This window comes from Streptococcus iniae (assembly GCF_030732225.1).
Taxonomy (GTDB): Bacteria; Bacillota; Bacilli; order Lactobacillales; family Streptococcaceae; genus Streptococcus; species Streptococcus iniae.
This window is the reverse complement of sequence record NZ_CP132230.1, coordinates 897,479-922,192: the sequence shown is the minus strand read 5'-3', so window position 1 is coordinate 922,192 and position 24,714 is coordinate 897,479. Positions and strand designations below refer to the sequence as shown.

The following is a 24,714-nucleotide window of genomic DNA, read 5'->3' as shown; positions in this document are numbered from 1 at the left end:
AAGTCACCTCATTTCTTTTCAATTAATTCAATAATTTCTTCCTTGTTTGTTTTAGCTGGTAATTCAATCCCTAATTCTTTAGCTTTTTCTTTTAATTCAGTTACTTTCATATCGTGCAAGTTTTCAGATGCTGAAATAAAAGGTTTGTGATAAGCGTTATTAGTTGACAACAGACTTTCTAATCGTTCCTTTGTTGGTTCATAGCCTTTACGAGGAAAGACATCTCCAACCTCGTAAACAAAGCTATTATCTAATAAGTCAAAGAAACGTTCTTCAACTTTATAATTCATTTATTGAACTCCTGCTGTAAGTTGTACTTTAACAATTCCGTCAATACGCTCAGGATATAGTAAAATTCCAGATGCTAGTAATGTTTGGATTGTCATTGTAGTATTTTCAGTAAAGTGTGTCATACCAATGAACCCTGTTTCATCGCCTGATAAGTTAAACTCACGAGCAACCGCAGATGAATTAGGGTTAATGTGTGCCAAGATTAAGTTTTCTGGTACAGTTGCCCAAATTTCGCCTTTTGTGATGTCATTTGTGGCAATGATTAAAGTGCCTGTGAAGTCAACTAAGTAAGTCAATCCAAATGCTGTTTGTGTTGTGATATTCGCTTTACCAACATATTCAGCAACATCCATTGAGTTAGCAAAGACTACAGCTTGCTCAGAACCATAATCTTCAAACAAGACTTGTAATTTACCCCATGCAGTAGCTAGAGCGCCTTGTAAACCGTGTGCAACAGCTTTTTCTGTACCTGTTCCAGTTTTCAAAGAAGTCACAAAGTCTTTGCGGACTTGTTTTTGTAACTCACGGATTAAAGCGTTGTCTGTATTTGTTACTGCTTCATTAGAGCCAAACATTTGGATATCTTCAGCAGTAGTTGCTTTACGATATTTTTTTAGTGAAATAGTTTTTTCAGAATGTGTTTTACGAGCAACTTTGGATAATGGGATTACTTCGCCTTCTGGTACAGCCCCATCGCCTAAAGTAACGTCATATCCAGAGTATGTGCGCAATGTCATGCCTTCATTAACTGAGATTTTACGTGTGATTCCGAGCATTTCAACCAATTTATTTAGATTAGCTTCAAATTTATTAGCTACGTCAATTGTAATTGGATATTTTAAGTCAGTTGATTTGATCAAGTTTTCTTCTGGGAATGTGCGTGTTGTTACCATGTGTTATTTCTCCTTTTAATTAAATAAATGTAAGTTTTCAGAAATTAAGCGTTGACGTTCGTTTGTGTCTTTTACTGCAAAAATGTCAGCTTTTGTCAGACTATTGTTTCCTTTACTTGTTTTTGGTAAAGGCGATTTCAAACGTTCATTAATTGCTTTTTCTAGGTTTTCGTTAAATAAGTCAATAAAGCCTTCAACAGCTTTTTTTGTATCATCTGCATTGTCAGCCACTAATTGATTAATCAAATCATCACCGATTGACAAGTTAGCTTCATTTAACATGCCACGAGCGGTCGTAGTCATTTCTGACCGTGTGCGTTCTGCCTTAAGCTCCGCAAGCTCTTTGAGAAGTTGGTCTTTTTCATGCTGAGCCTTTTGTTCTGCATTCATTCTAGCAAGTTTTTTTGCTTCATCTTCTTTATCTGCTTGTTCTTGCTCCCATTTACTACGTGCAGTTTCTAATGCTTTAGCTACCTTCTTATCAAATTCAGCTTGATTCTTAGGGTCTGACAATACTTCATCAAACGTTGGTGTTTTAGTTTCCTCTTGTGCACCAGATTTATCTAAAATTTCTTCGTTTTCGTTCATTTTTTCCTCCTGCCCCACACCATTGCATAAGCCCCAGTGCATTGCGATTTTATTTAAGTAGTTTAATGTCATGCTCAGGACATAATAAAAAGACCTGTCAAGGTCTAAGCGAAATATTTTGTTAGTAGTCTATTCCTACCAGTCAAGATGTTAGATCACTTCCTTTCAGTTTTCTGATGGTTTCAAGGTGTGATGCTCCTTTCTGATTAATCTTTATATGCTTTGTTTGATATTTTTTTATAAACATCCACGTATGTTTCATCCATGTCACCATTATGAGTAACTTCGGCATAATTACCTTGATTAGAGCTTGAGTGCAATTTGTTTGTGCTAACCAAAGCTTTCCAGTTTTGTAGAGTTTTGCTAAACCAAACTACATAACAGTCCTCTGGCTTTACTTCTACACCAGACAACCGACTAAATTCTTTTGAAGCTAATTCTTTTGCTCTTTCTAACATATTAATTCTCCTTTTTTAATTTTTAATCAAAAGCATATCCTGCAACACTTGTTAAGATATATACTTTCATATTTCATTTTTTTCTTTCTATTTTTTCAATTGCTCTTTAACTACTTGATAAGTGCTAACAATTATTGCTATTAGAATCACCAAAGCAATTAAAAACAAAATGAACCCGCATAATTCACTAAATAAAGTCCAAAACATTAACTATTCTCCTTTTCATATCTGTCTACATAGTCATCTGGGATAACCATTGCGAACGTACTGCGACAATTGGCATGCATTGGCGGGAAATTCACTCCAACTTGTTTAGATTTCATTGGGAATTTTTGTCCGTCAAGCCCTTTACATAATGAAGAGGTATGACCGTCTAACACAGCCACGAACTCAAATTCGTCATATAATCCACTATCTTCAAAAGGCTTCATCATTGCTTGATTATTAACGTATGTTCCCTCAGTCGTTAGCAACCTATTTAAATTACTATTTGACTGCTTGCTGAACCTATCTCGTAATTGTTTTGTTAACTTGTCAAAGCTATCTCCTCGGATAATGCCATTTTTAAAGTCGGTTGTTAGATAATTAACCAACTTTTGTTTATTCCCCCAAATTGCTTCAGAAAAATCTCCTTGACCAGTCCAATTATCACGTATTAAAGTTTCAACTGCTACGTCATCAATTTTAAAACCCATTGTTTTAGCTGTTTCTTTATAACCTTTTTTAAACGTCTTAGCTAAATGAGCACTAACAGCTTCCTGTTCAATTGCTCCAATTTCTAATTGTTGCATCTTGATGCTTAATTCAAGCCCTTGAAGTCTATCCAACTTATAGATAGAACCACGGATAGGAGCTAAATCTTTATACTGTGGATATTTTTTAACAAAATTATCATAATTTCTGTAAAGTAAGTCTTTATCTTCTTTTGATAACCTTTGTAATAAGTCTCTATACTCAATTACATTATCTTTACCATACTTGCTAAAATACACCCCTATTTCACGTTCTAAGAGCGTTTCTTGTTCAGAGTAGTATTTAGCCATCTTATCTTTCAAAAGGCTCTCATCACGCTCTAAGGACTCCCAAAGCTCGCTCTGTCTTTTTTTCCAGTAATTATGTTTGTTCATTAGCAATTACCCTTGGGATATATGGACTGCTTTCATCAAATTCTGCTTTTATTCGCTCTAGTTCTGCCTTTGGATTATCTACATTAGATAACATAGCAAGTAATGTTTCGTCAGACAAAATACCTTTCAATGCACCTACAATTTGACTTTCTTCTAGCATATTAGCTGGTACATTGCGAGTGAATTTATATTTAATAGATGCCCATTCATCGCCTGAAATATCAGATGTCGGAAACGTTGAGATAATCTTGTACCGTCTATTCATACCAGACGTGAATTTGCGCTCTTTTGTTTTTGCTAAATTGTCCATAGCCTGCAACTTGTATCTTAGTGACACTCCACTAGAATTGCCAAATTTCTCATCCGATAAATTAACCACCATAGCAGTTCTAAAGATTAAGTCTTCTAAACGATTCAATAGATTTTCTTGTGTTCCGTCTGCGTCTGGTTTTTGTAAGAATTCTACTATCAAGTTAGCTGTAGCTTCATCTTTTAAGTTAATGATTCTGCTATCTCGTAGCGTCTTGAGGTTTTCTTCGTCTAACTCTGCCCCTAATACCAACAAATAAGCATCTGCATAATATTCAACATCATTTGCCTTTTCTGATATTGCCTTATTAAATGCATTAATCAAAGTGATAACATTGTCAAAAATACCCTTTTTCTCTTCATTTTCGACATATTCAATCATTGGAACGTCATCAAAATTGTGTGGCTTAGGCTCATCAAACACGAAACCATCCTTGCCCAAAACAAAGTAAGTAATATTTCGATTATCTGAAAAAGTTCCTTCAATTATTCCGTCTTTATTTTTAAAGTATCGAACTGCAAAGAGAGGTATCTCTCTAATTGAATCATCGTAAATAATAAATGCATCCATTGGTGTTAGATATGTTAGTCCTATTTTTGCAGTTTCATCCGCAAAGATAAGCTCATATCCATGCCCATAAATAGAACATATCTTAGATAACTCCGCATTATTATCATCTTGGTCGTTGTATCCATCTAAAAAATCAAGATACTTATTAACTTTCTCATTATCATGACTTACTTTAATTGGATTGCCAATAAAATACCCATTAAACGTATCTACGATATACTTTGCAAAGTTGACAACCAAACGATTATCTGGCTTATATTTTTCTTTTGCCTCTTGCTCTAAAATGTCATGTAATCCCTCATACATTTTCTTGCGTTTTAAATAATGTGGGACAAGCTTCGAGTGCTCAGCAATTGCTTGCGTTAATAACTCACTTGTCATTTCCGTATCTCTTTGTTGTGTAAAAATATTTGACACTAGATACCTCCTTTAAATGTTTTAACTATTGTTTTATGATTTCTCATATCGTCATTAAATGCGTACCGTGTGGCATCGATAGCATGATTATCTTTATCCTCTAGGCGTGGTTTAGGATTGCCATCTCTATCCACTTGATAATCAATGTTTTCAAACTCAAATGCGATCTTAGGTGTTCGTTTTGGATCTATACATATAAAATCCAAGTCATCAAGCCAGCGCTCCCCAAATTCAACTGAATCAGGACCTTTTTTAACGCCTTTGATACGTTTGATACCAAACTCATTTCTTAACTCTGCTATCGACTTAGGTTCAGCGCTATCTGCGTATATTTCATCATTTGAATAGCCTTTTGATTTTAACCATTTTGCTAACTGCCTATTTGATATCTTCTGACCGTAGTATTCATCCATTGCATAAATACCGTTACGCTTCTTGTCGTAATGCCATCTAACAAAAGCTAGAGGGTCAGTAGCATAACCAAAGTCAACTGCCATGCGTATGTTATCAAATGATTGTAACTGCTCGTCCGTAATCTCTTCAAAGCGTAAGTTATCAAAAGGAACAACACCACTACCAATAGCCTTACCGAGATACTCCCATTCATAACGACGCTCAGAACGTTGTCTAGTGGCTTCTGCTTCCTCTATAAACTCTTTAGCTATAAATGGATTATCTAAGTAAGTAGAAGCGTGTACGAACGTGTTAGACACCTGAAATTGTGTCTCATATTTTTTGTTAACCCAAGATTGTTTACGTTTAGGCGGATTGTATGTATAAAAAAACTTATAAAAAAGGCCATCGCCAAGCTCTCCACGTAGTAGTGAGTTAGTAATAGTCTTTACTTCATCTTCAGTTTTAAACTCTGCAAGTTCTTCAATCCAACCAATAGCAAACGGAAACCTGCTATCTTTTAACGACTTGATACGCTCAGGGTTCTGCGCCCCTCTAAACACAATATAGTTGCCTCTGGGGATGTATGTTATCCGTAGTGGTGATTTATTAAACTTAAAGTACCGCGTCAATCCTTGCTCTGAAATAGCCCATTTTAATTGTTCATAAACCGACTGTTCAAGTGTGTTATCAGTCTTACGGATACAAACCGCATTGACAGGATACTGTACAATTAAGCGTGTGATGATATGTGCAATGTTAGATGACTTACCAGACCCACGCCCACCTTTACAAGCTACGTGTAAGATATCTTTGTTCCATGTTGCCTGCACTACTGGTTTAAAAGCGATTGGAATGATGTCTGCTATATCAATTATCTTTTTTTGCATCATCTAACCAACTATTTGTTAATACAATAGGCTCATCAATGGATATTTCTTGCTTGTCGGTTACTTTGTGACCAGTCCTATCTAATAAATCTTGTGCCACTAAATACTTAACTTGTTCACTGCGACCATTTAATAATAAATCACGATACGTCTTAATAGCTAACCCAGTTAAATCACCTAAAACTTCACGCTCAATTTTTAATTTAGCATCGTTATAATCAGGATGTTTTTTCCATTTGGAAACAGTTGTCACATCCACGCCAATTTCTTCAGCAATTTCTTTTTGAGTTTTATTTGTTGAAACCGCTAAATATATGGCTTTTTGCATTTTTTCACTCGCCAAAGAATCACCTCCAAACTTGGCAAAAGTTTACATAATAAAAAGCCACTCAATGAGTGACTAATCAAACTGTAGCGATCGGACTCGAACCAATACGCCAACGCTTTACACGTTGCGAGCAAACCTATTACTCTACTACTACAGTTCTATAAACGTTTAATAGGAACAGTCGGAATCGAACCGACACAGTGACATCTAATGTGCCAAGAAGTAGCTATCAACCAGTAGCTTTCCAATCACTACTCTATGTTCCTATTGAGATAGCAGGATTCGAACCTGCGACACTTCCATTATTTATCTCTAACTGAATAGTAAGTTCGATTTATTTATAAGTAATCGTCTAATCATATGTAGACCAGTTGTTAATTGTTATCTCTTCTTACTATTCCGATAATACAATAATACAGTAATACAAGTGCGACTAATAGCGTTATTTGTCGCAATATAAATTTTATTTTATCTTTAGCTTTTTAATCAATGATGCAACTCCATCGTAATATTGATATCTTGAAAAACATTCGCTAAATAATTTGTTACTTTCATTCTATCTTCTAGGTCTTCCCTCCCTTTTTCTGTTTTTGGTACACTCTTTTTGCTACGCTTGTAATTAGCTTGAACAGTATTGTCTAAATATGAAATCAATTTTTTATATTCGTTATGGTGCTTTTGCAATTCTAATACTTCTGTATAATTGAAAAAACTTTCTACTGGATTGTATCCTAAAAGATATTCATAAGAATACCCAGATGCTTCAACAAACGCTCTAACCGTGTCATCAACCTTGATTTTTCCTGCCTTTTTTGAATACTCTTCTATCAAATCGTAAGTTATTTCAATACCATAAATCCTATTTGCTTCTTCAATACCGTCATAACTCAAATACTCATCACATGTTTCTAAAAAATCATTCATCACTGCTATATTGTTTATTACTTTAGCCATTTTACCCCCCTATATAATCCCGTAATAATCTGCAAAAATTTCCAATATCCTTGCACGCTTACGATATATTGTAGCTCTGTCGTAACATGTTTTGTGTGCTATTTCTTCCCATGAGTTAACACTGCCTCTTGACCATCTTAACCAGAATATTTCTGTTAAATCGCCGTCTAAGGTGTCTAGTGTGCTCTCTATCGCTTCTTTCTGGGCATATAAGCTATTTAGTCGTCTGTCACTATCCCAACGCTCTATGATGTTTTCTGTGGGCTTAGATACCCTGTTTGCTTTTCCTCCTCCTATGTTTACATCTTCATTTGGAATATCTGTTACTTCAAGCTTTCTGACTGCTATTTTGTGGTCTATGCTTGGATATTCAAATAATAATTCATCTAATGCTTTTAACTGCGACATTGTAAGTTTACCCACTATTAAGCCCCCATTTTATGGTATAATATAGTTACGAACTAATACCAAAGTGTCCTTTTGTGGGCGCTTTTTGTTGTCTTATCGGAGTAGCTATACCTCTTTTCTTTTTTTATTTTCGGACAAGCACACGATCCGCATTGAATTCTCACAGTGCCTTGAATAATAACAGATGACCGATAATCTGCGTTAGAATGTGTACTTATTATGTAAGGAGCCTTTCTTATTTTTTATTATTTTTTCGGTCTAATACCAACCGCAGGAATTGAACCTGCGTGATACCGTTGTTGGTTATAAATCGGACAGCGCAACCCATTTAAATTGTGGAAACTGTTCTGCTTCTTTGCGTGTGCAGTGGTATGCGTTAAAGAAACTTTTACAATACAATGGTTTCCCATCGACGTTCATCTTAAAAAAGTAGGATGTTTTATCATCGCCAATCAACACACCTAATTCTTCATTCATTCCGTCACCTCTTCCGCCACGAACTTAGGAATTGTCACTTTCTGCGGTTCGTCGATTTGGGAGATAATTTGCATAACATCCGCTAAATGCAATTTATCTGGTTTTGCGTTCATTTTGGCAAAGGCTAAATTATGCAATTTCTCTTTCGCTTCCTGTTTATTCATCTTTCTCCTCCGCATGTTCCTTTGTAAATAACTTTCGCCATTATAATCTTCATTCTTCCCCACCCACTCTAAAATACGCACCATCTCATCTTCTTTTGGTTCGTCTATTTTGGTTATGATGTCAATGACACAACTTTTGTTGATTAAATCAACCTCGAATGGTCCATCTTCCAAAATAAAACTCCATAAATCATTAACTTTTTTAATCGCTTCCTGTTTATTCATCTGTTTCCTCCAATGTCATTAAATTGCATAATTTTAAATTTGTGTAATCGCCATCTATCGGTTTAACGTACTTCCTGTCAAAAAATTGCATCTCCATTAGAAAGCGCAAAGGTACGTTGTTCGCTCTTCCTGTCTTAGGACTGATAATATTCACAATCAATTCTTTCCTGTCTTTGCGTTTAAACTTCATACCTTTCTGAATTATTTTGATTGGCAGCCCTCCATTTGTACAAATCTGTTTCAGCCTTCCGTAATCACTTATTTCGTACATTCGCTCATGTCCAATCAGCGGAAACCACTTTTCGTCACGATACTTGTTGGTATTCAATGGCGGTTCTTTCTTTTTCTTTTTCATTCAAATTCATCTATTTGTTTTTGTGTGAAATGTTGTTTCGATAAACAACTACGACAATAATCTATGCTAATATCAAGTGGATAATGTCCGCATTTAGAGCATGATAACATTCTGTGTGTATAGATTAACTTTCCATTTTCGTCCGTAACCGGCACTTTAATCACTCTCGCCATTATAATCTCCTTGTTGAAAATGTAATAGATACATTGGCTCTATATGTAAAATCAAGGCAACATTCATGACATTGATTTATGCGTTCGTCCTCATCCATGTACGAATAGTCCTCGGCTACATCGAATGGGTCGTGCCGAGTTCCGCACCAAGGGCAAAAAATATCATCTTCACATTCCGTCTCAACTACTTTCCCGGAAAGAATGTCATCGGTAAGTTGTCTCTCATATTTCTCTTTCTCACAAGAAAAGCAAAGTTCCGAGAAACAATACGCCACTCCTTTTTCACATTTTATACATTTTTTCGCCATTATAATCTCCTTCCTTTCCCACCTCTATTTATTTATTAGACTCTCAACCATACTTTTACAGTTGTAGCAGACACAATTTGGTTGATGTACGTTATGGCTCTTCCAAATTTCCCAACCATTATTTTTCATAAATAGTTCCATTTCATTTTGACTATTTTTTTTAACGACAAGCAAGCATCTGCAAATATTGCATTCTGCTATGTAAATTCCATTTTCTTCGTATCGTACAGCCATTACAATCTCCTATTTCCCCACCCACTCTAAAATACGCACCATCTCATCTTCTTTCGGTAAGTCATTGTAGTAAATCCGTTCTACACGCTTGACATGTATTCCTGTAGCTTCGCTGACAATTTCAAAAGGAATGTTATTGCAGTCAATTTCTTTTTTTAATAACTCCGCAACGTCCAAAGGTTTTAACGAATCGGTCATTCTTGGTGCGTATTTTGCTTTGTTGACGTATCGTCTAGTGTGTATCATAGTTTTTCTCCAAAAAATCATATATTGTCATCTGCTTCGCATTTTCAAAGTGGTCATTAAATAACTCATGCTTCATCCTTATCCCCCATTCCCTGTCAACTCTGCTATCCGTTTCGTCTGTCTACTCACTTGCTCAGACAGCCCTTTGATTTGTTGGTCTTTTGATTTAAGTTCTGTTTTGAGGTGGTTATTACGTTGTTTTAATTGATTATTTTCTTTATTAACAGTACTGCAAGCGAGCGCAATGCAAATAACAAGTCCTAATAAAACAGAGTTGAGCCAAGACAAAAAATCATTTTTCATTCCACTTCCTCCAGTAACTTGTATTCTTTAATTTTACGGTCTATATCGACTTTTTGTTTCTCTAATTCAGCTATAGCTGTAGATATATTAAGCAACTGAAAATCAACACCAGTGGGTTCATCCCAACCGCCACCACTTAAATTCGCACCAGCCCACCCTTCTTCACCAAACTTTAATGTTTCCCAAGGTTCTTCGTTCCAAATGTTATCTTCGATTGCTTCCTCTAGTTCTTTTTGCGATGTGATAATCACTTCGTTTGTATATCCATCTGCATCACTTTTTCCGTAAGTTCTAGTAATTCTTAATAGTTGTTTCATTTTTATACCTCCAGTAAGTCAGGATTTTCATATATGTTTCCAATGATGTCGTGATTATTTGTTACATCGTAACTCTCACCTGTGTTTCTATGACCTAATCTATAATCACTTTTTTTTAGTACAACTACAAATCCAGCCTCTTGCTTTAGATAAGCAACATATCCAACATTACCATATTGATTCACTACAATATCTTTTTCAAAAATTTCCACGTCATTATTATCAAACAGACCTGTTGATTGCATGAGAATATAGTTGTCAAGATTATCCTCTACAAAATGAAACGTCTCTAAGCGACCAGAGCGAAACTCATCATCTGCTAAGCTGCATCTGTATATTTTGCGTTCACTTGTTTTAAACCCCTCGACGCTATACATTTTTTTAGTTTTTTTGTTAAACCCTCTAAATTTAATCATTCCACTTCCTCCAAAAATTCCTCAACTAACTTCGTGACAGCTTCTTGATGAATTCTAGTTGCTGACAAATTACCTACGACTCTCAATCTGTTATATTCACTTTTAAGTAACTTATATTCTTCTTTAAATTCATCTAGTGTCATTGGTTCTTCCACTTCCCATTCACCGTCTAGGATAGCTTGGGTAGCTTTTAGTTTTAATTCATCAGTGTTAAAATTTTCACTTAACAATCCATCTCCTGCAAATAACCAATTTATTAAATCTGTCTTTATAGCTGCATCTTCAATTCCATTAAAACTACTTAATACTTCATCTTCTTTTTTCGTCAACTTAATCATTTAATCACCCCACACATAATCAAAAACAGTAAAATAGTTGCAATTGCTAGAAACACTAGCAGTAAGTAAACTACGATCATTCGTCATCATCTCCTAAATAAATAATGTTTTTCCGTTTGTTTTTATTAAATATAAATATTTGACTGCCTTCTTCGCTAGTATTAAATCCATATGCTTTATCATATGTACTTGCCTTGCTTGGACTTTGTACCTGATAATGGGTAACACCGCCTTTTGAGATACTTGTCTCATGGTGTAAGTGCCCAGTAAAGATATATCTGCTACTAGACAATCCCCATTCTTTGGCAAAATAAGTTGTAAAAATATCTTTTAGATCCGTTAACTTCCGTCGCTTATCCCCGTGGTGACCTAGCACAATGTTATTTCCAAGCCAATGGCATTTATATTCATCTATGGAATCGTCTACGGATATGTTCGGATACATCTTCTTGATCGCATTTGCAAACATAAAGTCAATTGATGGTGCGTGATTACCCCTTAGGTATACCAGCTCTACTTCAATTGCATATTTAATTGATAACTCTATTAATGGTAGTAGGAATTTGTAACCATCTTCAATGCCTGCCACAAAGTCAATATCATCAACCTTAGTCCCTTTTTCGGTCGTTCCAAGAAAGTTATCTACGTGAAAATAATCGCCATGAATACTAATAAGGATTTTTTTGTATCCCTCTTTAATCCATCCTTGGAGTTCTTCATTGATTTTTTCGTAATCTTCAAGTTTGTTATGACCAAAGTGCATATCAGCCAATGGAATATAAAGGTATTTATTTAGTTTCTTAGTGGTTGGAAGGAATTTAATTTTTCTATCTGTTACGTTTTTCAGTAAATGCAACAATTTCTCTGGTCGCATCTCAACCATTGGACGTTTACTAAAGCTCACACGGAATTGGAAATTGTAGAATGCTTCACCATCCATAGGCGTTGGCCACTCATTAAACTTAACGTGATCGTCTACTTTCCACTCATCTTTATCCATACCAGCGACATCAAGGATAACATCCTCTGTGATTGTCTCGCCTTGAATAATTAATGACTTGATTTTGTTTGTAAATGATAAGTCAGTGTTTCTATGCATGTCATAGTGGCTAAGAGTTTTATGGCTACCGTTTTTCCGCTTAAACTCTGCATACCAGTCCGCATTTTCTTTTTTACGACAATAGCTTCTTAAGTCATCACCTTTGTAATGATCAGGGTTATCAAGCTTATTTAATTCTTTAGTCCTATTTTCCCAACTCAAATCAAAGTAGTTTCTTAAAATGTAAATTACGTTTTCTTGGTTAAACTGTTTAGCCATTCTCTACCTCAGCAATCATCAAATCTAGGTATCGTCTAGCTTTCTTTAGATCCTCAATACCGTTCTTTTTTTGAAATCTCAAAATGTATTTAACAACATTGCACCAATGGAATGCTTGCATACCTGCTAAATCTCCAATGAAATTTTCTTGTACTTCAAACACTTCTAGTCCATTTTTACCTTGATAGTGTGATACGTTTTTTACGTTATCTTTAAAAGCGTAAGCGTAAGCATCCATTGGACTATCAAATTTATTTACTTTCTTATCCATTCACTAAACCCCTCATAATAATTTTTGCCTGTCCTTCGGTTGGTGTTTTTGCACGTAACCAAAACTTTTTGTTTTAATTTTTCCAAAACTTTTTCTAAATAAGTTTGTTCAATATCGTATTTAAAATTCAATCTGTTTAATCTCCATTTCTATTCTTGGATTCGGACTATATAATTTTCTTGCGTGTAAATCACAAACTAAGTTGTCATCTTTCCATACGATTTCTGCCTTACTGATGCTGTCAAAAACTGCTTTTATTAGGTTATCAATATCAGGCTTCTTGTCGTGCCATATAAGCTCGTTTATGAATTTGCTGAACTTTTCCTTTGTCGTTGCTTTTGCACGCTGTGTAGGCTCTTTAGAGAGGCTCTGAGGTGCTTTCATGTAGAAAGTCACATCTACACTAATTGCACCGTCAAAGTAGTCTCCATCATAATTTTGAATTATGTAATTTGTGACTTCTTTTCGCCATTTCATCATCTTTGGGTCTTCGTATGTTCCCCATTTGCTGAATCGTGGTCTTGATTGAGGTTTTGGCTCAATTGGAATGATTGTTTTGCTCATATTAGAACGGTAAATCATCTTCATCAATTTCAATAGTTTTAGAATTGTTGAAATTTTGCATTTGTTTATTTTCCTGTTGAGGTGCGTTTCCGTCAATAAATTCTGAAACTAAGATTTCTGGATATTTATTTCCGTTGTATTCGTTTAGTCTCAAATTTCCGCTTACTTCACACAATTTTCCGATATTTGCTTCTAAAGTTGGAATTAAGTCTTTAAAAACTTTGATTTTGATATGACTGTATTTCGCTTCTCCAGATTCATCTTTACCGTTATAAATCGTCATTGACGCTTCCATAAATTTATCTGTTTTTTTGTTATATTTTTCGTTAAAGTTAATAAATCCTTTATTTGTAATTCCCATTGTTTTTTCCTCTTATCCTTTATTTCCTAGTTTTCCGATGATTTCCAAAACGCTATCTAGTTGATTCATCAATAAATCTTCTAGTTTTGTAACGCCTGCTTGTTTACAAATGTAAGCAATCGCGCTTTGCATTTTATCTTCTGTATCGCACTTAATCTCAAGTAGAGCAGTGATTTTGTCAAACTCTTCCACGCCAATTTTTTGAAACGAATCCACATCTTCTTCTCCCATAGCAAACAAACCTTGCAATGCGTACTTTCTAGCATAAGATCCGACTGCACCAGTCCATTGCGGAACTTGCATCTGCTGAATTGTTTTACCAGCTTTAGTTACAATTATTGGCACTTCTCCAAGTTCAGCAATACCAAAGCTTTCATAAGTTACTTTTGTATCTTCTTCTTCAACAATTGATTTTGAAATGTAGAATAACCGTCCTGCAAGTTCTTTAATTTCATCTTTAAAAGTAAGAATCCAACCATCTGTCTCTTTTTTAAAATGTGTTTCAATCTGTTCAGCATTCCTAAAAGCATATTTAACATCACCTTTTTTTGTTTTTGGAATCTGCATTTTTTTCTGAATCTCAGTAAATTTCATCGTCATTTAATTACCACGCTTTCGTTGTATCCAATTTCTGCCCCTTCGATGATTTGTCCTGATTCAATTGCTTGTTTAAGTTCTTTTTTCATTGGTTTATATGTGATTGTTTCGCTCATAAATTCAAGAGGTATTTTTGTTTCATCAATGATATTGACTGCTTTTGAACTTCGCTTGCTAATAGTAAATAAGTCTGTTTCGATTTTTTTCTTATTACTCATTTTCATAGCATTGTTAATAATCTCTTTATACTTGTCAGATTTTGCTTGTTCAGCTTTTGCTTTTTCGTCAAAACGTTCTTTTTCTGATTTTAATACAACAACTTTTGCATCCGCATTTGCTTTCATTTTTGCAAAATATTCTAAGTTTTTCTCCAAGTCTTTTTGAAAATCAATGCTTTCAAGCGTATCTTGGAACGATTCGTTATCTAAATCCATTGATTCTAGTTGTGCATAAATTCCTTCTAATTCATATAAGTAAGCCATTCACTTCCTCTTTCTGTGTTTTAGCTGAAAGTTCTCAGCTTTTAGTTTTCTGTTTTCGTTTGCTAGTGTTAGCACTCTGTTTTGGAGTTTGTCAATTTCTTGACCTAATAACTTTTGGACTTCAAAATAATTACTTTCCCAGTCTTCGCTAAATTCAAAATCATCTTCTTTAATCATCATTCTTTTCCCATGAATGCCCATTCCAATAATGGTTATCATCTAATTCTTCTTTTTCTATTGGTGGTTGCATGAAATCTCTGTCATAGTCAAATGTTCCGAATAGCCCTTTATCGTTCATATTTACTCCTAAAATGTTATTTTTGATTGATTCCTGAACTCTCTCATTTCAGCAATCTTTTTGTCTCTTGTTTGGATATCTAAATTCATAATTTTTTCAGCATGTTCTTCGGATATTCCAAAGAAGCTAACTAAGGTTTCTTTCATTTAAAACCTCTTACTTTCTGCGCTATCTGGATAACTAAAAATGTTGTTTTTTGCACCTTTTAAAACCCTACTAACAAAGGCATCATCGTATATGCTTTTTAATTCTTTAACAGTAAAATTTGTATTAATAATTGTGTTTTCTCTAGCATCTAAGATGTTAAATAAGAAACGGTAAGTCCAATCACTAGCAGGCTTTATATTGTTCCCAGTTGTTGATTCTTTCCCTAAATCGTCTAGAACTAAGAAATCACATTCAGTCAATAACTTCGTCATTCGCTCTGCAGTGTACCTTGAACCTTTTACATTAAAACTATCTTGTACCAATTGAACAAGCCTAGAAACAGAAACAAATATTACTGATTTTTCCTGTTTGTACGCTTTAAATGACTCATTTAACTGTTTAGCAATTGACATTGATATATGGCTTTTCCCTGCTCCTGTAGGTCCTTTTAAAACAGAATTTCCGTTCATACCTTTCAAGTAATCTCTAACAACACGTTTTCCATAATTCAACACTTCTTGGTCAGTTTTGTTTGATACCGCAAAATTTTTAAAATCTGCTCTAGCTTGTTCCTCAGATAATATGCTCTCTCTTTTAAATACCTCATACCCTCTAGCAAGCATCGCTTTGTTTTCTGCATCTAAGTCAACCTTTTGTTTTTTAGCATCTCTGCTTTCTGTCTGACATGCCCAGCAAAATTTTCCTTTGCAATGTTCAGGCCTAGTTCTAATAAAAATAGGTGCGCTATGCTTTTCACATGTTTCCCCGCTATCCACTAAAAAGCCACTAGCAATCATGCCTTTATAATCAACACCAGCTGTCAACCCCATTTGTTCTAATAACATTTAGCCCCTTTCTAGAAACCATAAAACTCATCTGGCTGTTTAAGTTCTTCTTTTTGTACGTCTGAAAATCTTTGCCCTTTTTGTTTTTGATTTGATTTTTTATATTCTTCTTGCTTAACATCAACTTGTTCAGGTGTTTTAATTCCTTCATCAATCCAGTTATCTAATACCTTGCTTACATAATTGAAATTTCTAGCACCATTTAACAGTGATGTCTCAATTGCCTTTTTCATTAATTGGTTAGAGACACCCTCATTAGTTAGATAGTCGGTTATTTTCATAACCTCCATACCATTAAAGGTACGCCCCCAAAGGTTTTCTAAATCTTGTAAGAATTTGTTTCCTCCTTCTTCTTCTTCTATTGATATATTAGTATTGATATTATTAGTATTGATTGTGTGTACTTCTGACACTTCTTGACGTGTACTTTCTACACTTCCAAGCGGAAGAAATGACACTTCTTGACGTGTACTTTCTACACTTCCATTGATATACAAGCGATTTGGCTTATTAACACCTTGTCTAACTTCTTTCAAAAGGTTTGCTTCTTGTAATTCTTTTTTTGCTTTAACAATAGTTTTGTTAGAACATTTAAGCACACCTCCGAGTTGCTCATTAGTAAAATACATATAAATTTTTCCGTCTGTGTCATACCATTTGTTTTGTTCCGATAATGTTCTACGGTCAAACAACAACATATAGATTAATTTTGCTTTATCACTCAATACGTTATAAGGTTCTTTCAGTAACCATTGTGGGAACTGATAAAATCTATTGTTTTTAACTTCATCTATGTGCATTCAATTCCTTTCAAGTCGTATATATCGACCAATTTATTTATTTCCTCACTCCTTTAAACGCTTCTACAACTTCATCAACCTCGTGCTGAAAGTCTTCATAATCTAACAACTGTTGTTGCACATCTGCTTGACGTCTGAAAATTGATACATTCAATAGGTAAGCTACATCTACATCAAATACTTCTGCTACGTTTTCCCAAAATACCCAGTTGACTTCTTTACCAATTCCGTGTTCCTCGTAAATATTTAAATGTGTGATACTCATTTCAAGGTTATGTGATTTAAATAATTCAATCAGCTCATCTTTAGATAGATTTAATTCTTCTCGTAATCGTTTTAATCTAATTTGTTTCATTTAAAACCCCTTCTTATTAAGCTTTTCTTTAGCCTCTAATTTAGCTTTTTGAATCTTATCTTCATATTGACAAATTGCATCTAAGTTAAATTCAATGAAATTTGTAACAACTTCATTTAGCAGTTCATCTTTTGAAGTTCCATTTATTTCAGCTAATACTTCTAGATGTTCTTTTTGTGTTTTAGTAACTTTTGCTCTTACAAATGATTTACCTTTATTTTCGTTCTCTGTTCGCAATTTATGCATTTCGTTCCACATCTCCCATCGTCGCCCGTGCAAAATACTTGTTAAATTCATCGTACTTTTCAGCGTTATGTTCCCATCCGTTGTTTTGGATAGTCCACTCTTGTTTTTGTTCTTCTTCTGGTTTTGTAAATAGCCAATTAAAAAATTTCATTTGTTCATACTCCTTAAAAATCGTTGGACGTCTTGCAGATCGTAAGTGTACTTGCCACCTTTTACTTTTTGGTGGTATCTAAATTTACCTTGGTCACGCCAATTTTCTAAAGTAGTTCTACCCCATCCAGTTATTGTTTGGAGTTCTTTAATGCTGACCCAATCAACTTGTCTACGTTGTATTGCTACTTCTTCTGCAATCAGAGCCTTTAATTCTGACCTGCTAATTGTGATAACATCATCCATTGATTAATAACTCTCTTTCTGGTATAATTAAATAAATAAAATATTTTTGTTAACCACTGTCCCCGCAGTGGTTTTTTTAGTGGTATAATCATCTCGAAAGGAGGTGATTATAATGATGATTTCTAAAATTAAATCAATACTTGATAGAAATAATGTTCAAGATTCAGAGAATTTAGCAAACGCCCTTGCTGAAATCCTTAACCCTCGTGAACTTTCTGAAAGTATTGATAATCACAAGACTTCATTGCGTCGCATGCGTGGAGATTTGTGATTGTGGGTAACCGCCAGTTAATTCTGGTGGTTATTTTTTTGCGAAATCTCGAAACTTAGAAAAATCTGTAATTTCAAACTTGATATCTTTTGTTGCTTCTTCTTTTTTTAGATATATAACTTCATCGTAGCAAGAGTTAATAAATTTAAAATTTTCTTCTCCAAGTTCTGTTCTGATTTCTAGGTATTTGTTAAGTTGTTCGTCTGTAATTTTTGTCATTTTCTTCTCCTTAGTGATATACACTTTGATTTTGCATATACGCTCCATAGTATGGATTTCGTTCTTGCTGTTTTTCAACTTCTTTAATCTCGATCGTTGATGTGTTGTCTGACTTTAAGAGTTTAACCAACACATAAATTAAGATTGGTAATAAAGTCAGACTTTGTGTGATTGTTAGTTCCATGTGATTCCTTTCTATGCGATCTCATCTTGTTCAATTAGTGGCAAGTAGTCATTCTCTTTAAGTAATTCATATAAGAACAGCCGTCCTTTTTGAGTCCATGTAGTCGTTACATTTGCTCTTGTGTGACCGTTTCTATCTTGATAATCAAATGTATGGCTATCTGTGTAACCTTTACCCATGTGGCGTTTGTAAAGAATCCATTGACCATTTACTTTATGCTGTACACCTAACTCATATAAAACCTTATTAAGCTTATTAGCGGTCATTCCATAATCTTGTGCGATTTGAGAAACACGTAAAGCACCTTTTGATTCAATAATTAAATCAAGATATCTAGCTTGCTTTTGAGCTTCTTTCAATTCAAGTTGCAATGAGTTTACCTTTTGGCGCTCCTCTTTAAGTTGAGTTGCTAAGTTGATGATTGTATCTGGACTGAGAAGAACTTCCTCAATCTTGCTATCTGTTAGATAAGCACCATGTTTGCGGATCGTTGGTAACACTTCTGTTGTTACCCAGCGTTTGAATTCTTTAGCTTGTGGAAGTTTGCTAGATAAGATTAGTGAGTATAGACCTGATTCGTTTATGATGTATGTTTCTTGTTTTCTACCAAGTTCGTCAGTGATAGGACGTTTCATCCTGTCATCTTCATCAATATGTCTAACTATAGCTTTGTTTGGTTCTTTGTATTCCAATATTTCTGCTACATCCTTACCTACAAAGTAAGGTTCGTTGTTAATTGTTACTGTTCGGACTTCTTGTCCTTTAAAATTAAAAATTTCTTGCATGTTGCTCCTTTCTACGTTTAAACCGTAAATTACGGTAAAAAAATAATGTCATCATATGGAACACCGAATGTGTCAACTATCTTTTGAACATTCTTATATCCCGGTGCGTTTTTTCCTCGTTCCCATTTACTCCATGTATCTGCTGATACACCAATGGATTGAGATGCTTCTAATTGAGTCCAATTTTTCAGGCTTCTTAATGTCTTAAGCGTATATTTCATTGTTCCTCCTTTCTTTGTATAACCATTATATTATGTTTAAAACGTAATGCCAAGAACAAAATTACGTTTTTTTACGATTTTTTTCTGTTTTTACTTTACATCATTACGTTATTGTCGTATAATCTACTATATAAGGAGCTGATAAATATGTCACTAGGAAATAAAGAAGTTTTTGCTAAAAATTTAAATCGCTTTATGGAACGTCGTGGAATTGATAGAAATAAATTAGTCGAAGATTTAGGGTTTAAGTATACTACAGTAACTGATTGGACTATTGGAAGAACTTATCCAAGAATTGATAAAATAGAAATGTTAGCAAATTATTTTGGTGTTCAAAAATCTGATTTGATTGAAGACAAAGAACCAAGACGAGAGCAAACAATAGACCTTAAAGACGTACTTAATCGCACAGTTGCGTTTGACGGTCATACATTAGATGAGAACGATGCCGAATTGATAAAATCATTACTTGAAAATATGGTGAAAAATAAAGAATAGAAAGATATATATATGACAGCTGTAAAATACTTTGACGGTCGTGAGACAGGCAACAGTGGGTTGTATATACAGCCTTGCGACACTATCTTTATCAACGCTTATCTTGATGACATCGACCAAAAGAAAGTTTTGTATCACGAGATGGGGCATGTTGGGCAGTATTTGGAAAATTACTCATTTTTAAAAGAAAAATTTGAAGCACAGGCTGATCGCAATATGATTCATCATTTATTACTGGAATATATTCCATCACTTGATTTCATAGAGGATTTTAACGTTTGTAGATTCATGGATGCGTATAGATTAAAAACCATTTGTGACGAGCAAATGGTAGTAAATGAGTTTAAAAATTTAATATAAATAAGGAGATTTATTATGAATCATCGTGTTAACAAAGTTGCTTATATATTGCTTGCAATATTTTTTGGCGGTTTAGGAGCTCACCAATTCTATTCAAAAAATACGAAATATGGTGTTTTATATTTATTATTTAGTTTGACATTTGTTCCAATGTTGTTAAGTTATTATGATGCTTTTAATGCTGCTATGACTAAAAGTGATGAAAATGGCAAGATTGAAATTCCTTCTAATCAGAAGAAGTTTATCCCAGTATTGGTAGTTACCTCTATTCTTGTTATTACTGCTATATTTGCACCAAAAAAAGAAGAAGCTAAAAAAGTTGCGTCTCCTGAGTCAAAAGTAGAGAAAAAAATAGAGCCTAAGAAAACTAAGAAAATTGAAGCTAAAAATGAAACGAAAGCCGAAACTAAAAAGCCTATTGAAAAGAAAAAAGATACTAAAACAAAAGAATCAAGCACTCCTTCTTCATCTTCGGAAGAACCATTTGAACCTGAAACATATCCGTTAGTTGATTTTAATGAATGGAATCATGATAAAGTAACTCTAGCTAGTAAAATCCAAGTGACAGGAACTGTTATCCAAGCTATGAAATCAAATGAAGGTATGAATTTGAGATTGGCAATCAATGACGATTATGACCAAGTTGTATTGATAACTATTGAAAACTCTAACTATAAAGATGTTATTGCTGAAGACGACAATGTAACTGTCTATGGATTAAACGCAGGACTCACTACTTATAAAACTGTTATGGGAAATGAGCAAACTATACCTGCAATGCTAGGGACTAATTATACTGTAAATTCATACGGACAATAAAAAAAGCCCCACACTATCCACCGACCAAAGCGAAGTGTGAGGCAAAAATTTGGAAAGAAAAGAATGTCTTTTCTTGTACTCTATTGTAGCAAAAACGAAAGGTTTTATCAATGGAAATAGAATCTTATAAAAAATCGAATGGTAAGACATATTACAAATTTTTATTGTATATTGGAATTGTAGACGGAAAAAAGAAATACATAAGACGGTCTGGATTTGAGACTAAAGCGAAAGCTAAAGCAACATTGATAAACTTACAAGCTGAACTTTCAGAACCACAAACTAATATGACTTTTGGAAAATTAACTAAACAATGGCTGAAAGAATACGAAAAAACTGTACAAGGTAGCACGTACTTAAAAACAGAAAGAAATATCAATAATCATATATTGCCAAAATTAAGTAATGTAAAGATTGGGGATATTACACCCCTACTTATCCAACAATTAACGGAACAATGGTGTTATGATCTAAAATACGGCGCTAAAATTCTCGGCATTGTAAGGAATATATTAAACTTAGCTATAAGATATGGTTATTTAAATAGCAATCCAGCTTTGCCGATAACTCCTCCTAAGATAAAACGAGAACGAAAAAAGGATAATAACTTCTACAGCTTGGATGAATTGAAAATATTTTTAAAATTAGTGGATGAAACTGATGATATTGAGAAGATAGCTTTATTTAGGTTGTTAGCATTTACCGGAATACGTAAAGGAGAGCTTTTAGCGCTAACTTGGGATGACTTTAACAATAACACTCTGACTATAAACAAAGCTGTTACACGTACATTTACAGGGCTAGAAATAGATGTTACAAAGACTAAATCAAGTGATAGATTAATCAGCTTAGATGATGAAACAGTTGAAATATTGAACGAATTACACGAGACGTTTCCGACATCAACTTTAATGTTCCAATCTGAATCAGGTGGAATCATGACACCTAGCCTACCACGTAAATGGTTATTACAATTAACCAGCGATACCAAATTGCCACCAATCACAATTCACGGTTTTAGACATACACATGCTAGTCTATTGTTTGAGTCAGGACTATCATTAAAACAAGTCCAGCACAGGTTAGGTCACGGTGATTTACAAACAACAATGAATGTTTACACTCATATTACACAATCAGCAGTCGATGATATGGGGACTAAATTTAATCAATTTGTAAGTGACAGACAACTTCATTGACAACTAAAAAGAGAAACCTATTGATATTACTAGTATAAAGTGACTCCCACCAGCTCCATCATAAGGTATCATATGTTCCCCTAACTGATATAAACCTTGTTAATCCAAGGTTTTTTCTTTTTGTTCTATTCATAAGTTTCTATAATTATTGACAACTAAATTGACAACTTCCTGTAACGTTTTTATGACTACTAAAAGTTTTCTTCATTTATTCTGACAGTTATACTCCAACTTAGCCTAAGTCACTTAGAAGCTTTCCAAAGTGTATTAAGACGTTTCAGTCTATCTATACAATTGTAAGAAAAGATGTCAACTAGAGATTCTATCAGAAAAGGGAATATGCTATAATGAAATTACTAAAAAAGAACAGGGTATATTATGAAAAAAAACACTATCATCACACTTCTTGTTTTGCCACTTCTAACGATGATGCTCATTGCATGTTCCAAACACAATGCCAAAGACAGCACCAAAAAAGAAGAGAAAAAAGCAACAATGATAGCCGCTAACCAAGACAAGCGCGCTGCATTTGAAAAAATCTCAATTGCTTCTAGACATGAAAACTTCAAAAATGGAACAAGTCTCGAAGAACTTAAAACTCTATATGGTGAACCAAATAAGCACGACACAAAACCCGCAGGAGATGTAACTCTTGATTCTTATACTTGGACATTTGATCAGGTAACAATTACTGCTAGTTTATACGAAAATAGCACAATCATTAAATCAATTCAGAACTTCATCTTCAATCGTGACCTGAAATTAGGACTTAAAGAATATAACAAAATCAAAGAAGGCATGACTTATAATCAAGTCACAAAGATTCTAACAGAGCCCGATGATTACACACAAGCTATTTCAACTGATAAAGAACAACTTCAAGCCGTTTGGATTAGTGGTCTTAAAACAGATTCTCAAGGCGCAAACATTTCACTCATATTTGAAGACGGAAAATTAACAAAAAAATCACAAAATGCCCTATTAAAATAATAAAAAAGAACAACTCGATAAGCAAGGTACTCTCTTCATGTTCCTAAAAACAATAAGAGAACATCTATCAGCTTAAGAGTTGGTCTTTTTTTAGTCAACTATCCACCTTGAGGGAATCGAACCCCCATTTCAAGAACCGGAATCTTGCGTGATATCCATTACACTAAAGGTGGCAACACCCTATTAGTATACCATATTTTCCAAAGATGTAAAATGCATTAAGACAAATAACTTCTAAACAAACAGAAAGTTCTAAAATGAAGTTAGCCATCTGAGGGTATGAAAAAACATCTCAAAGAGATATACTTGTAGTTCACCACAAACACAAGATAGGACACTTTGAGATGCATGAACATTATACACCAAAAGGAAAACATTTGACAATAGCTGAGCGTTACTTCATCGAGAAATGGAAGTCAGAAGGAAAGTCCAATAGAGCCATCGCTAACTTGCTAGGTAAAGCGCCTCAAACCATTCATAATGAGGTTAAACGAGGACTTGTTAGACAACAAATTCGTAAAGGTAAATTTGAAATGATTTATCAAGCTGACTACGCTCAAGCTAGCTATGAGAATAAACGACGAAATTCTATTCGTTCTATTGGCTTGGATAAAGATACGAAAGAGAGGATTCTGCACTATATGAGGCAGAACTTTTCACCTGAAATGATGGTGAAGTCGAAAGGTATAGCTGTTCCTGTTTCAACCATCTATTATTGGATTCATAACGGACACCTTGGCATCCATTCTGATCACATCTTGTATCCAAGGAAAAGAAAGGGAAAATCAAAGAAGGCTAGCCCTCGTTTCAAACCTGCTGGTCAATCCATTGAGAAAAGACCTGATGCGATTAATCGTAGACTTGAAAATGGGCATTATGAAATTGATACGGTCATTCTAACAAGGGCTAAGAATGAATGTCTACTAACTCTAACAGACCGCCGTAGTCGTCACCAGATTATCAGACTCATTCCGGATAAGTCTGCTCAGTCGGTCAATCATGCCTTAGAAAGTATAGTAAAGACTCACTCTATTCACTCTATTACAGCTGATAACGGAACTGAATTCAACAGACTTTCTCTTGTCTTTCCAAAAGAAGATATCTACTACGCACATCCCTACGCTTCCTGGGAAAGGGGAACGAATGAGAACCACAACAGACTGATCAGAAGATGGTTACCTAAAGGAACAAAGAAAACGACCCAAAGAGAGGTCGCATTCATTGAAAATTGGATAAACAACTATCCTAAGAAAATATTAGACTACAAATCTCCTAAAGAGTTTTTAACCGTTGGCTAACTTGGAC

The 24,714-nt window shown here is 34.4% G+C and carries 42 protein-coding genes, 1 tRNA gene and 1 pseudogene; 7 read left to right on the top strand and 37 right to left on the bottom strand.

Annotation, left to right across the window (positions count from 1 at the left end):
* Nucleotides 1–8: 8 nt before the first annotated feature.
* From Q9317_RS04575 to Q9317_RS04415, 33 genes are all read right to left on the bottom strand, one after another.
* The gene (locus Q9317_RS04575; protein WP_016355953.1) at nt 9–290 is read right to left on the bottom strand and encodes a Rho termination factor N-terminal domain-containing protein; all 282 of its coding nucleotides are present in this window, start codon (nt 288–290) and stop codon (nt 9–11) included.
* Nucleotides 291–1,184, bottom strand: a complete 894-nt coding sequence (locus Q9317_RS04570) for a phage capsid protein (RefSeq protein ID WP_305981601.1) — start codon at nt 1,182–1,184, stop codon at nt 291–293.
* 15 nt (nt 1,185–1,199) lie between these two features.
* Nucleotides 1,200–1,772: a DUF4355 domain-containing protein gene (locus tag Q9317_RS04565; protein ID WP_016355951.1), complete on the bottom strand. Its 573-nt coding sequence runs from the start codon at nt 1,770–1,772 to the stop codon at nt 1,200–1,202.
* A gap of 206 nt (nt 1,773–1,978) precedes the next feature.
* Nucleotides 1,979–2,230: a DUF6275 family protein gene (locus Q9317_RS04560; protein WP_016355950.1), complete on the bottom strand. Its 252-nt coding sequence runs from the start codon at nt 2,228–2,230 to the stop codon at nt 1,979–1,981.
* 206 nt (nt 2,231–2,436) lie between these two features.
* Nucleotides 2,437–3,357 carry a minor capsid protein gene (locus Q9317_RS04555; RefSeq protein WP_016355949.1) on the bottom strand — a complete coding sequence of 307 codons (921 nt, stop codon included), beginning with the start codon at nt 3,355–3,357 and terminating at the stop codon, nt 2,437–2,439.
* Nucleotides 3,344–4,654: a phage portal protein gene (locus tag Q9317_RS04550; protein WP_016355948.1), complete on the bottom strand. Its 1,311-nt coding sequence runs from the start codon at nt 4,652–4,654 to the stop codon at nt 3,344–3,346. The genes Q9317_RS04555 and Q9317_RS04550 overlap by 14 nt, the downstream gene beginning before the upstream one ends.
* On the bottom strand, nt 4,654–5,937 hold the full coding sequence (locus tag Q9317_RS04545) for a PBSX family phage terminase large subunit (protein WP_016355947.1): 1,284 nt from the start codon (nt 5,935–5,937) through the stop codon (nt 4,654–4,656). The genes Q9317_RS04550 and Q9317_RS04545 overlap by 1 nt, the downstream gene beginning before the upstream one ends.
* Nucleotides 5,918–6,280, bottom strand: coding sequence for a phBC6A51 family helix-turn-helix protein (locus Q9317_RS04540; RefSeq protein ID WP_016355946.1), 363 nt, complete (start codon nt 6,278–6,280; stop codon nt 5,918–5,920). Before Q9317_RS04540 ends, Q9317_RS04545 begins: the two co-directional genes overlap by 20 nt.
* 471 nt (nt 6,281–6,751) lie before the next feature.
* Complete coding sequence (locus Q9317_RS04535; protein ID WP_016355945.1) at nt 6,752–7,219, bottom strand: hypothetical protein; 468 nt, start codon at nt 7,217–7,219, stop codon at nt 6,752–6,754.
* 9 nt (nt 7,220–7,228) lie between these two features.
* Nucleotides 7,229–7,642 (bottom strand): DUF722 domain-containing protein, encoded by a 414-nt coding sequence (locus Q9317_RS04530; RefSeq protein ID WP_305981600.1) that lies wholly within the window; start codon nt 7,640–7,642, stop codon nt 7,229–7,231.
* A 288-nt stretch (nt 7,643–7,930) separates the two neighbouring features.
* A complete protein-coding gene (locus Q9317_RS04525; protein ID WP_183121172.1) occupies nt 7,931–8,104 on the bottom strand; it encodes a hypothetical protein in 174 nt (57 codons plus the stop codon).
* On the bottom strand, nt 8,101–8,493 hold the full coding sequence (locus tag Q9317_RS04520) for a hypothetical protein (RefSeq protein WP_016355944.1): 393 nt from the start codon (nt 8,491–8,493) through the stop codon (nt 8,101–8,103). Before Q9317_RS04520 ends, Q9317_RS04525 begins: the two co-directional genes overlap by 4 nt.
* On the bottom strand, nt 8,486–8,848 hold the full coding sequence (locus Q9317_RS04515; protein WP_122023708.1) for a hypothetical protein: 363 nt from the start codon (nt 8,846–8,848) through the stop codon (nt 8,486–8,488). The genes Q9317_RS04520 and Q9317_RS04515 overlap by 8 nt, the downstream gene beginning before the upstream one ends.
* Before the next feature lie 724 nt (nt 8,849–9,572).
* Nucleotides 9,573–9,809, bottom strand: coding sequence for a hypothetical protein (locus tag Q9317_RS04510; RefSeq protein WP_016355943.1), 237 nt, complete (start codon nt 9,807–9,809; stop codon nt 9,573–9,575).
* A gap of 78 nt (nt 9,810–9,887) precedes the next feature.
* Nucleotides 9,888–10,112 carry a PilN family protein gene (locus Q9317_RS04505; protein WP_016355942.1) on the bottom strand — a complete coding sequence of 75 codons (225 nt, stop codon included), beginning with the start codon at nt 10,110–10,112 and terminating at the stop codon, nt 9,888–9,890.
* Nucleotides 10,109–10,429 (bottom strand): hypothetical protein, encoded by a 321-nt coding sequence (locus tag Q9317_RS04500; protein WP_016355941.1) that lies wholly within the window; start codon nt 10,427–10,429, stop codon nt 10,109–10,111. Before Q9317_RS04500 ends, Q9317_RS04505 begins: the two co-directional genes overlap by 4 nt.
* A 2-nt stretch (nt 10,430–10,431) precedes the next feature.
* Nucleotides 10,432–10,845, bottom strand: a complete 414-nt coding sequence (locus Q9317_RS04495) for a YopX family protein (RefSeq protein WP_016355940.1) — start codon at nt 10,843–10,845, stop codon at nt 10,432–10,434.
* Nucleotides 10,842–11,183 (bottom strand): hypothetical protein, encoded by a 342-nt coding sequence (locus Q9317_RS04490; RefSeq protein ID WP_016355939.1) that lies wholly within the window; start codon nt 11,181–11,183, stop codon nt 10,842–10,844. The genes Q9317_RS04495 and Q9317_RS04490 overlap by 4 nt, the downstream gene beginning before the upstream one ends.
* Nucleotides 11,184–11,259: 76 nt before the next feature.
* Nucleotides 11,260–12,501 (bottom strand): hypothetical protein, encoded by a 1,242-nt coding sequence (locus tag Q9317_RS04485; protein WP_016355938.1) that lies wholly within the window; start codon nt 12,499–12,501, stop codon nt 11,260–11,262.
* Nucleotides 12,494–12,772, bottom strand: a complete 279-nt coding sequence (locus tag Q9317_RS04480) for a DUF3310 domain-containing protein (RefSeq protein WP_016355937.1) — start codon at nt 12,770–12,772, stop codon at nt 12,494–12,496. The genes Q9317_RS04485 and Q9317_RS04480 overlap by 8 nt, the downstream gene beginning before the upstream one ends.
* Nucleotides 12,773–12,892: 120 nt before the next feature.
* Nucleotides 12,893–13,336 carry a RusA family crossover junction endodeoxyribonuclease gene (locus tag Q9317_RS04475; protein ID WP_016355936.1) on the bottom strand — a complete coding sequence of 148 codons (444 nt, stop codon included), beginning with the start codon at nt 13,334–13,336 and terminating at the stop codon, nt 12,893–12,895.
* Nucleotide 13,337: 1 nt separating this feature from the next.
* A complete protein-coding gene (locus tag Q9317_RS04470) occupies nt 13,338–13,697 on the bottom strand; it encodes a hypothetical protein (RefSeq protein WP_122023705.1) in 360 nt (119 codons plus the stop codon).
* A 12-nt stretch (nt 13,698–13,709) separates the two neighbouring features.
* Complete coding sequence (locus Q9317_RS04465; RefSeq protein ID WP_122023704.1) at nt 13,710–14,297, bottom strand: ERF family protein; 588 nt, start codon at nt 14,295–14,297, stop codon at nt 13,710–13,712.
* The gene (locus tag Q9317_RS04460) at nt 14,294–14,776 is read right to left on the bottom strand and encodes a siphovirus Gp157 family protein (RefSeq protein WP_305981599.1); all 483 of its coding nucleotides are present in this window, start codon (nt 14,774–14,776) and stop codon (nt 14,294–14,296) included. The genes Q9317_RS04465 and Q9317_RS04460 overlap by 4 nt, the downstream gene beginning before the upstream one ends.
* The gene (locus Q9317_RS04455; RefSeq protein WP_305981598.1) at nt 14,777–14,953 is read right to left on the bottom strand and encodes a hypothetical protein; all 177 of its coding nucleotides are present in this window, start codon (nt 14,951–14,953) and stop codon (nt 14,777–14,779) included. It abuts the gene before it with no gap.
* The gene (locus Q9317_RS04450; protein ID WP_305981597.1) at nt 14,946–15,074 is read right to left on the bottom strand and encodes a hypothetical protein; all 129 of its coding nucleotides are present in this window, start codon (nt 15,072–15,074) and stop codon (nt 14,946–14,948) included. The genes Q9317_RS04455 and Q9317_RS04450 overlap by 8 nt, the downstream gene beginning before the upstream one ends.
* 8 nt (nt 15,075–15,082) lie before the next feature.
* Nucleotides 15,083–15,220, bottom strand: coding sequence for a hypothetical protein (locus Q9317_RS04445; protein WP_305981596.1), 138 nt, complete (start codon nt 15,218–15,220; stop codon nt 15,083–15,085).
* Nucleotides 15,221–16,066 (bottom strand): ATP-binding protein, encoded by an 846-nt coding sequence (locus tag Q9317_RS04440; protein ID WP_305981595.1) that lies wholly within the window; start codon nt 16,064–16,066, stop codon nt 15,221–15,223. It abuts the gene before it with no gap.
* An 11-nt stretch (nt 16,067–16,077) separates the two neighbouring features.
* The gene (locus tag Q9317_RS04435) at nt 16,078–16,866 is read right to left on the bottom strand and encodes a DnaD domain protein (RefSeq protein ID WP_305981594.1); all 789 of its coding nucleotides are present in this window, start codon (nt 16,864–16,866) and stop codon (nt 16,078–16,080) included.
* A gap of 37 nt (nt 16,867–16,903) precedes the next feature.
* Entirely contained in the window at nt 16,904–17,221 is a 318-nt protein-coding gene (locus tag Q9317_RS04430) for an XRE family transcriptional regulator (RefSeq protein WP_305981593.1), read from the bottom strand.
* Nucleotides 17,222–17,467 carry a hypothetical protein gene (locus Q9317_RS04425; protein WP_305981592.1) on the bottom strand — a complete coding sequence of 82 codons (246 nt, stop codon included), beginning with the start codon at nt 17,465–17,467 and terminating at the stop codon, nt 17,222–17,224. It lies immediately after the preceding gene.
* The gene (locus Q9317_RS04420) at nt 17,460–17,618 is read right to left on the bottom strand and encodes a hypothetical protein (protein WP_305981591.1); all 159 of its coding nucleotides are present in this window, start codon (nt 17,616–17,618) and stop codon (nt 17,460–17,462) included. The genes Q9317_RS04425 and Q9317_RS04420 overlap by 8 nt, the downstream gene beginning before the upstream one ends.
* Nucleotides 17,615–17,863: a helix-turn-helix domain-containing protein gene (locus Q9317_RS04415; protein ID WP_003108347.1), complete on the bottom strand. Its 249-nt coding sequence runs from the start codon at nt 17,861–17,863 to the stop codon at nt 17,615–17,617. The genes Q9317_RS04420 and Q9317_RS04415 overlap by 4 nt, the downstream gene beginning before the upstream one ends.
* A gap of 112 nt (nt 17,864–17,975) precedes the next feature.
* Between Q9317_RS04415 and Q9317_RS04410 the strand changes: the two genes are divergently transcribed.
* On the top strand, nt 17,976–18,134 hold the full coding sequence (locus Q9317_RS04410; protein ID WP_016355925.1) for a hypothetical protein: 159 nt from the start codon (nt 17,976–17,978) through the stop codon (nt 18,132–18,134).
* A gap of 30 nt (nt 18,135–18,164) precedes the next feature.
* Here the strand turns inward: Q9317_RS04410 and Q9317_RS04405 are convergent, their stop codons facing one another.
* The 3 genes from Q9317_RS04405 to Q9317_RS04395 form a co-directional block, all read right to left on the bottom strand.
* Entirely contained in the window at nt 18,165–18,353 is a 189-nt protein-coding gene (locus Q9317_RS04405; RefSeq protein ID WP_016355924.1) for a hypothetical protein, read from the bottom strand.
* A gap of 195 nt (nt 18,354–18,548) precedes the next feature.
* Nucleotides 18,549–19,322 carry a phage antirepressor gene (locus Q9317_RS04400; protein WP_305981590.1) on the bottom strand — a complete coding sequence of 258 codons (774 nt, stop codon included), beginning with the start codon at nt 19,320–19,322 and terminating at the stop codon, nt 18,549–18,551.
* Between the two features lie 29 nt (nt 19,323–19,351).
* Complete coding sequence (locus Q9317_RS04395; RefSeq protein ID WP_305981589.1) at nt 19,352–19,543, bottom strand: helix-turn-helix transcriptional regulator; 192 nt, start codon at nt 19,541–19,543, stop codon at nt 19,352–19,354.
* Between the two features lie 147 nt (nt 19,544–19,690).
* Here Q9317_RS04395 and Q9317_RS10570 point away from each other — a divergent pair.
* From Q9317_RS10570 to Q9317_RS04370, 5 genes and pseudogenes are all read left to right on the top strand, one after another.
* Nucleotides 19,691–19,903 (top strand): annotated as a pseudogene (locus tag Q9317_RS10570) (helix-turn-helix domain-containing protein); the annotation flags it as partial.
* 150 nt (nt 19,904–20,053) lie between these two features.
* Nucleotides 20,054–20,401: a M78 family metallopeptidase domain-containing protein gene (locus Q9317_RS04385; protein WP_305981587.1), complete on the top strand. Its 348-nt coding sequence runs from the start codon at nt 20,054–20,056 to the stop codon at nt 20,399–20,401.
* Nucleotides 20,402–20,416: 15 nt separating this feature from the next.
* A complete protein-coding gene (locus tag Q9317_RS04380; protein ID WP_305981586.1) occupies nt 20,417–21,220 on the top strand; it encodes a TM2 domain-containing protein in 804 nt (267 codons plus the stop codon).
* A 110-nt stretch (nt 21,221–21,330) separates the two neighbouring features.
* Nucleotides 21,331–22,419 carry a site-specific integrase gene (locus Q9317_RS04375; RefSeq protein WP_305981585.1) on the top strand — a complete coding sequence of 363 codons (1,089 nt, stop codon included), beginning with the start codon at nt 21,331–21,333 and terminating at the stop codon, nt 22,417–22,419.
* A 378-nt stretch (nt 22,420–22,797) separates the two neighbouring features.
* Nucleotides 22,798–23,409: a DUF3862 domain-containing protein gene (locus tag Q9317_RS04370; RefSeq protein ID WP_003099396.1), complete on the top strand. Its 612-nt coding sequence runs from the start codon at nt 22,798–22,800 to the stop codon at nt 23,407–23,409.
* Between the two features lie 101 nt (nt 23,410–23,510).
* Here the strand turns inward: Q9317_RS04370 and Q9317_RS04365 are convergent.
* A tRNA-Arg gene (locus Q9317_RS04365) sits at nt 23,511–23,582 on the bottom strand.
* A gap of 171 nt (nt 23,583–23,753) precedes the next feature.
* Here Q9317_RS04365 and Q9317_RS04360 point away from each other — a divergent pair.
* Complete coding sequence (locus Q9317_RS04360; RefSeq protein WP_003098714.1) at nt 23,754–24,707, top strand: IS30 family transposase; 954 nt, start codon at nt 23,754–23,756, stop codon at nt 24,705–24,707.
* Nucleotides 24,708–24,714: the final 7 nt, after the last annotated feature.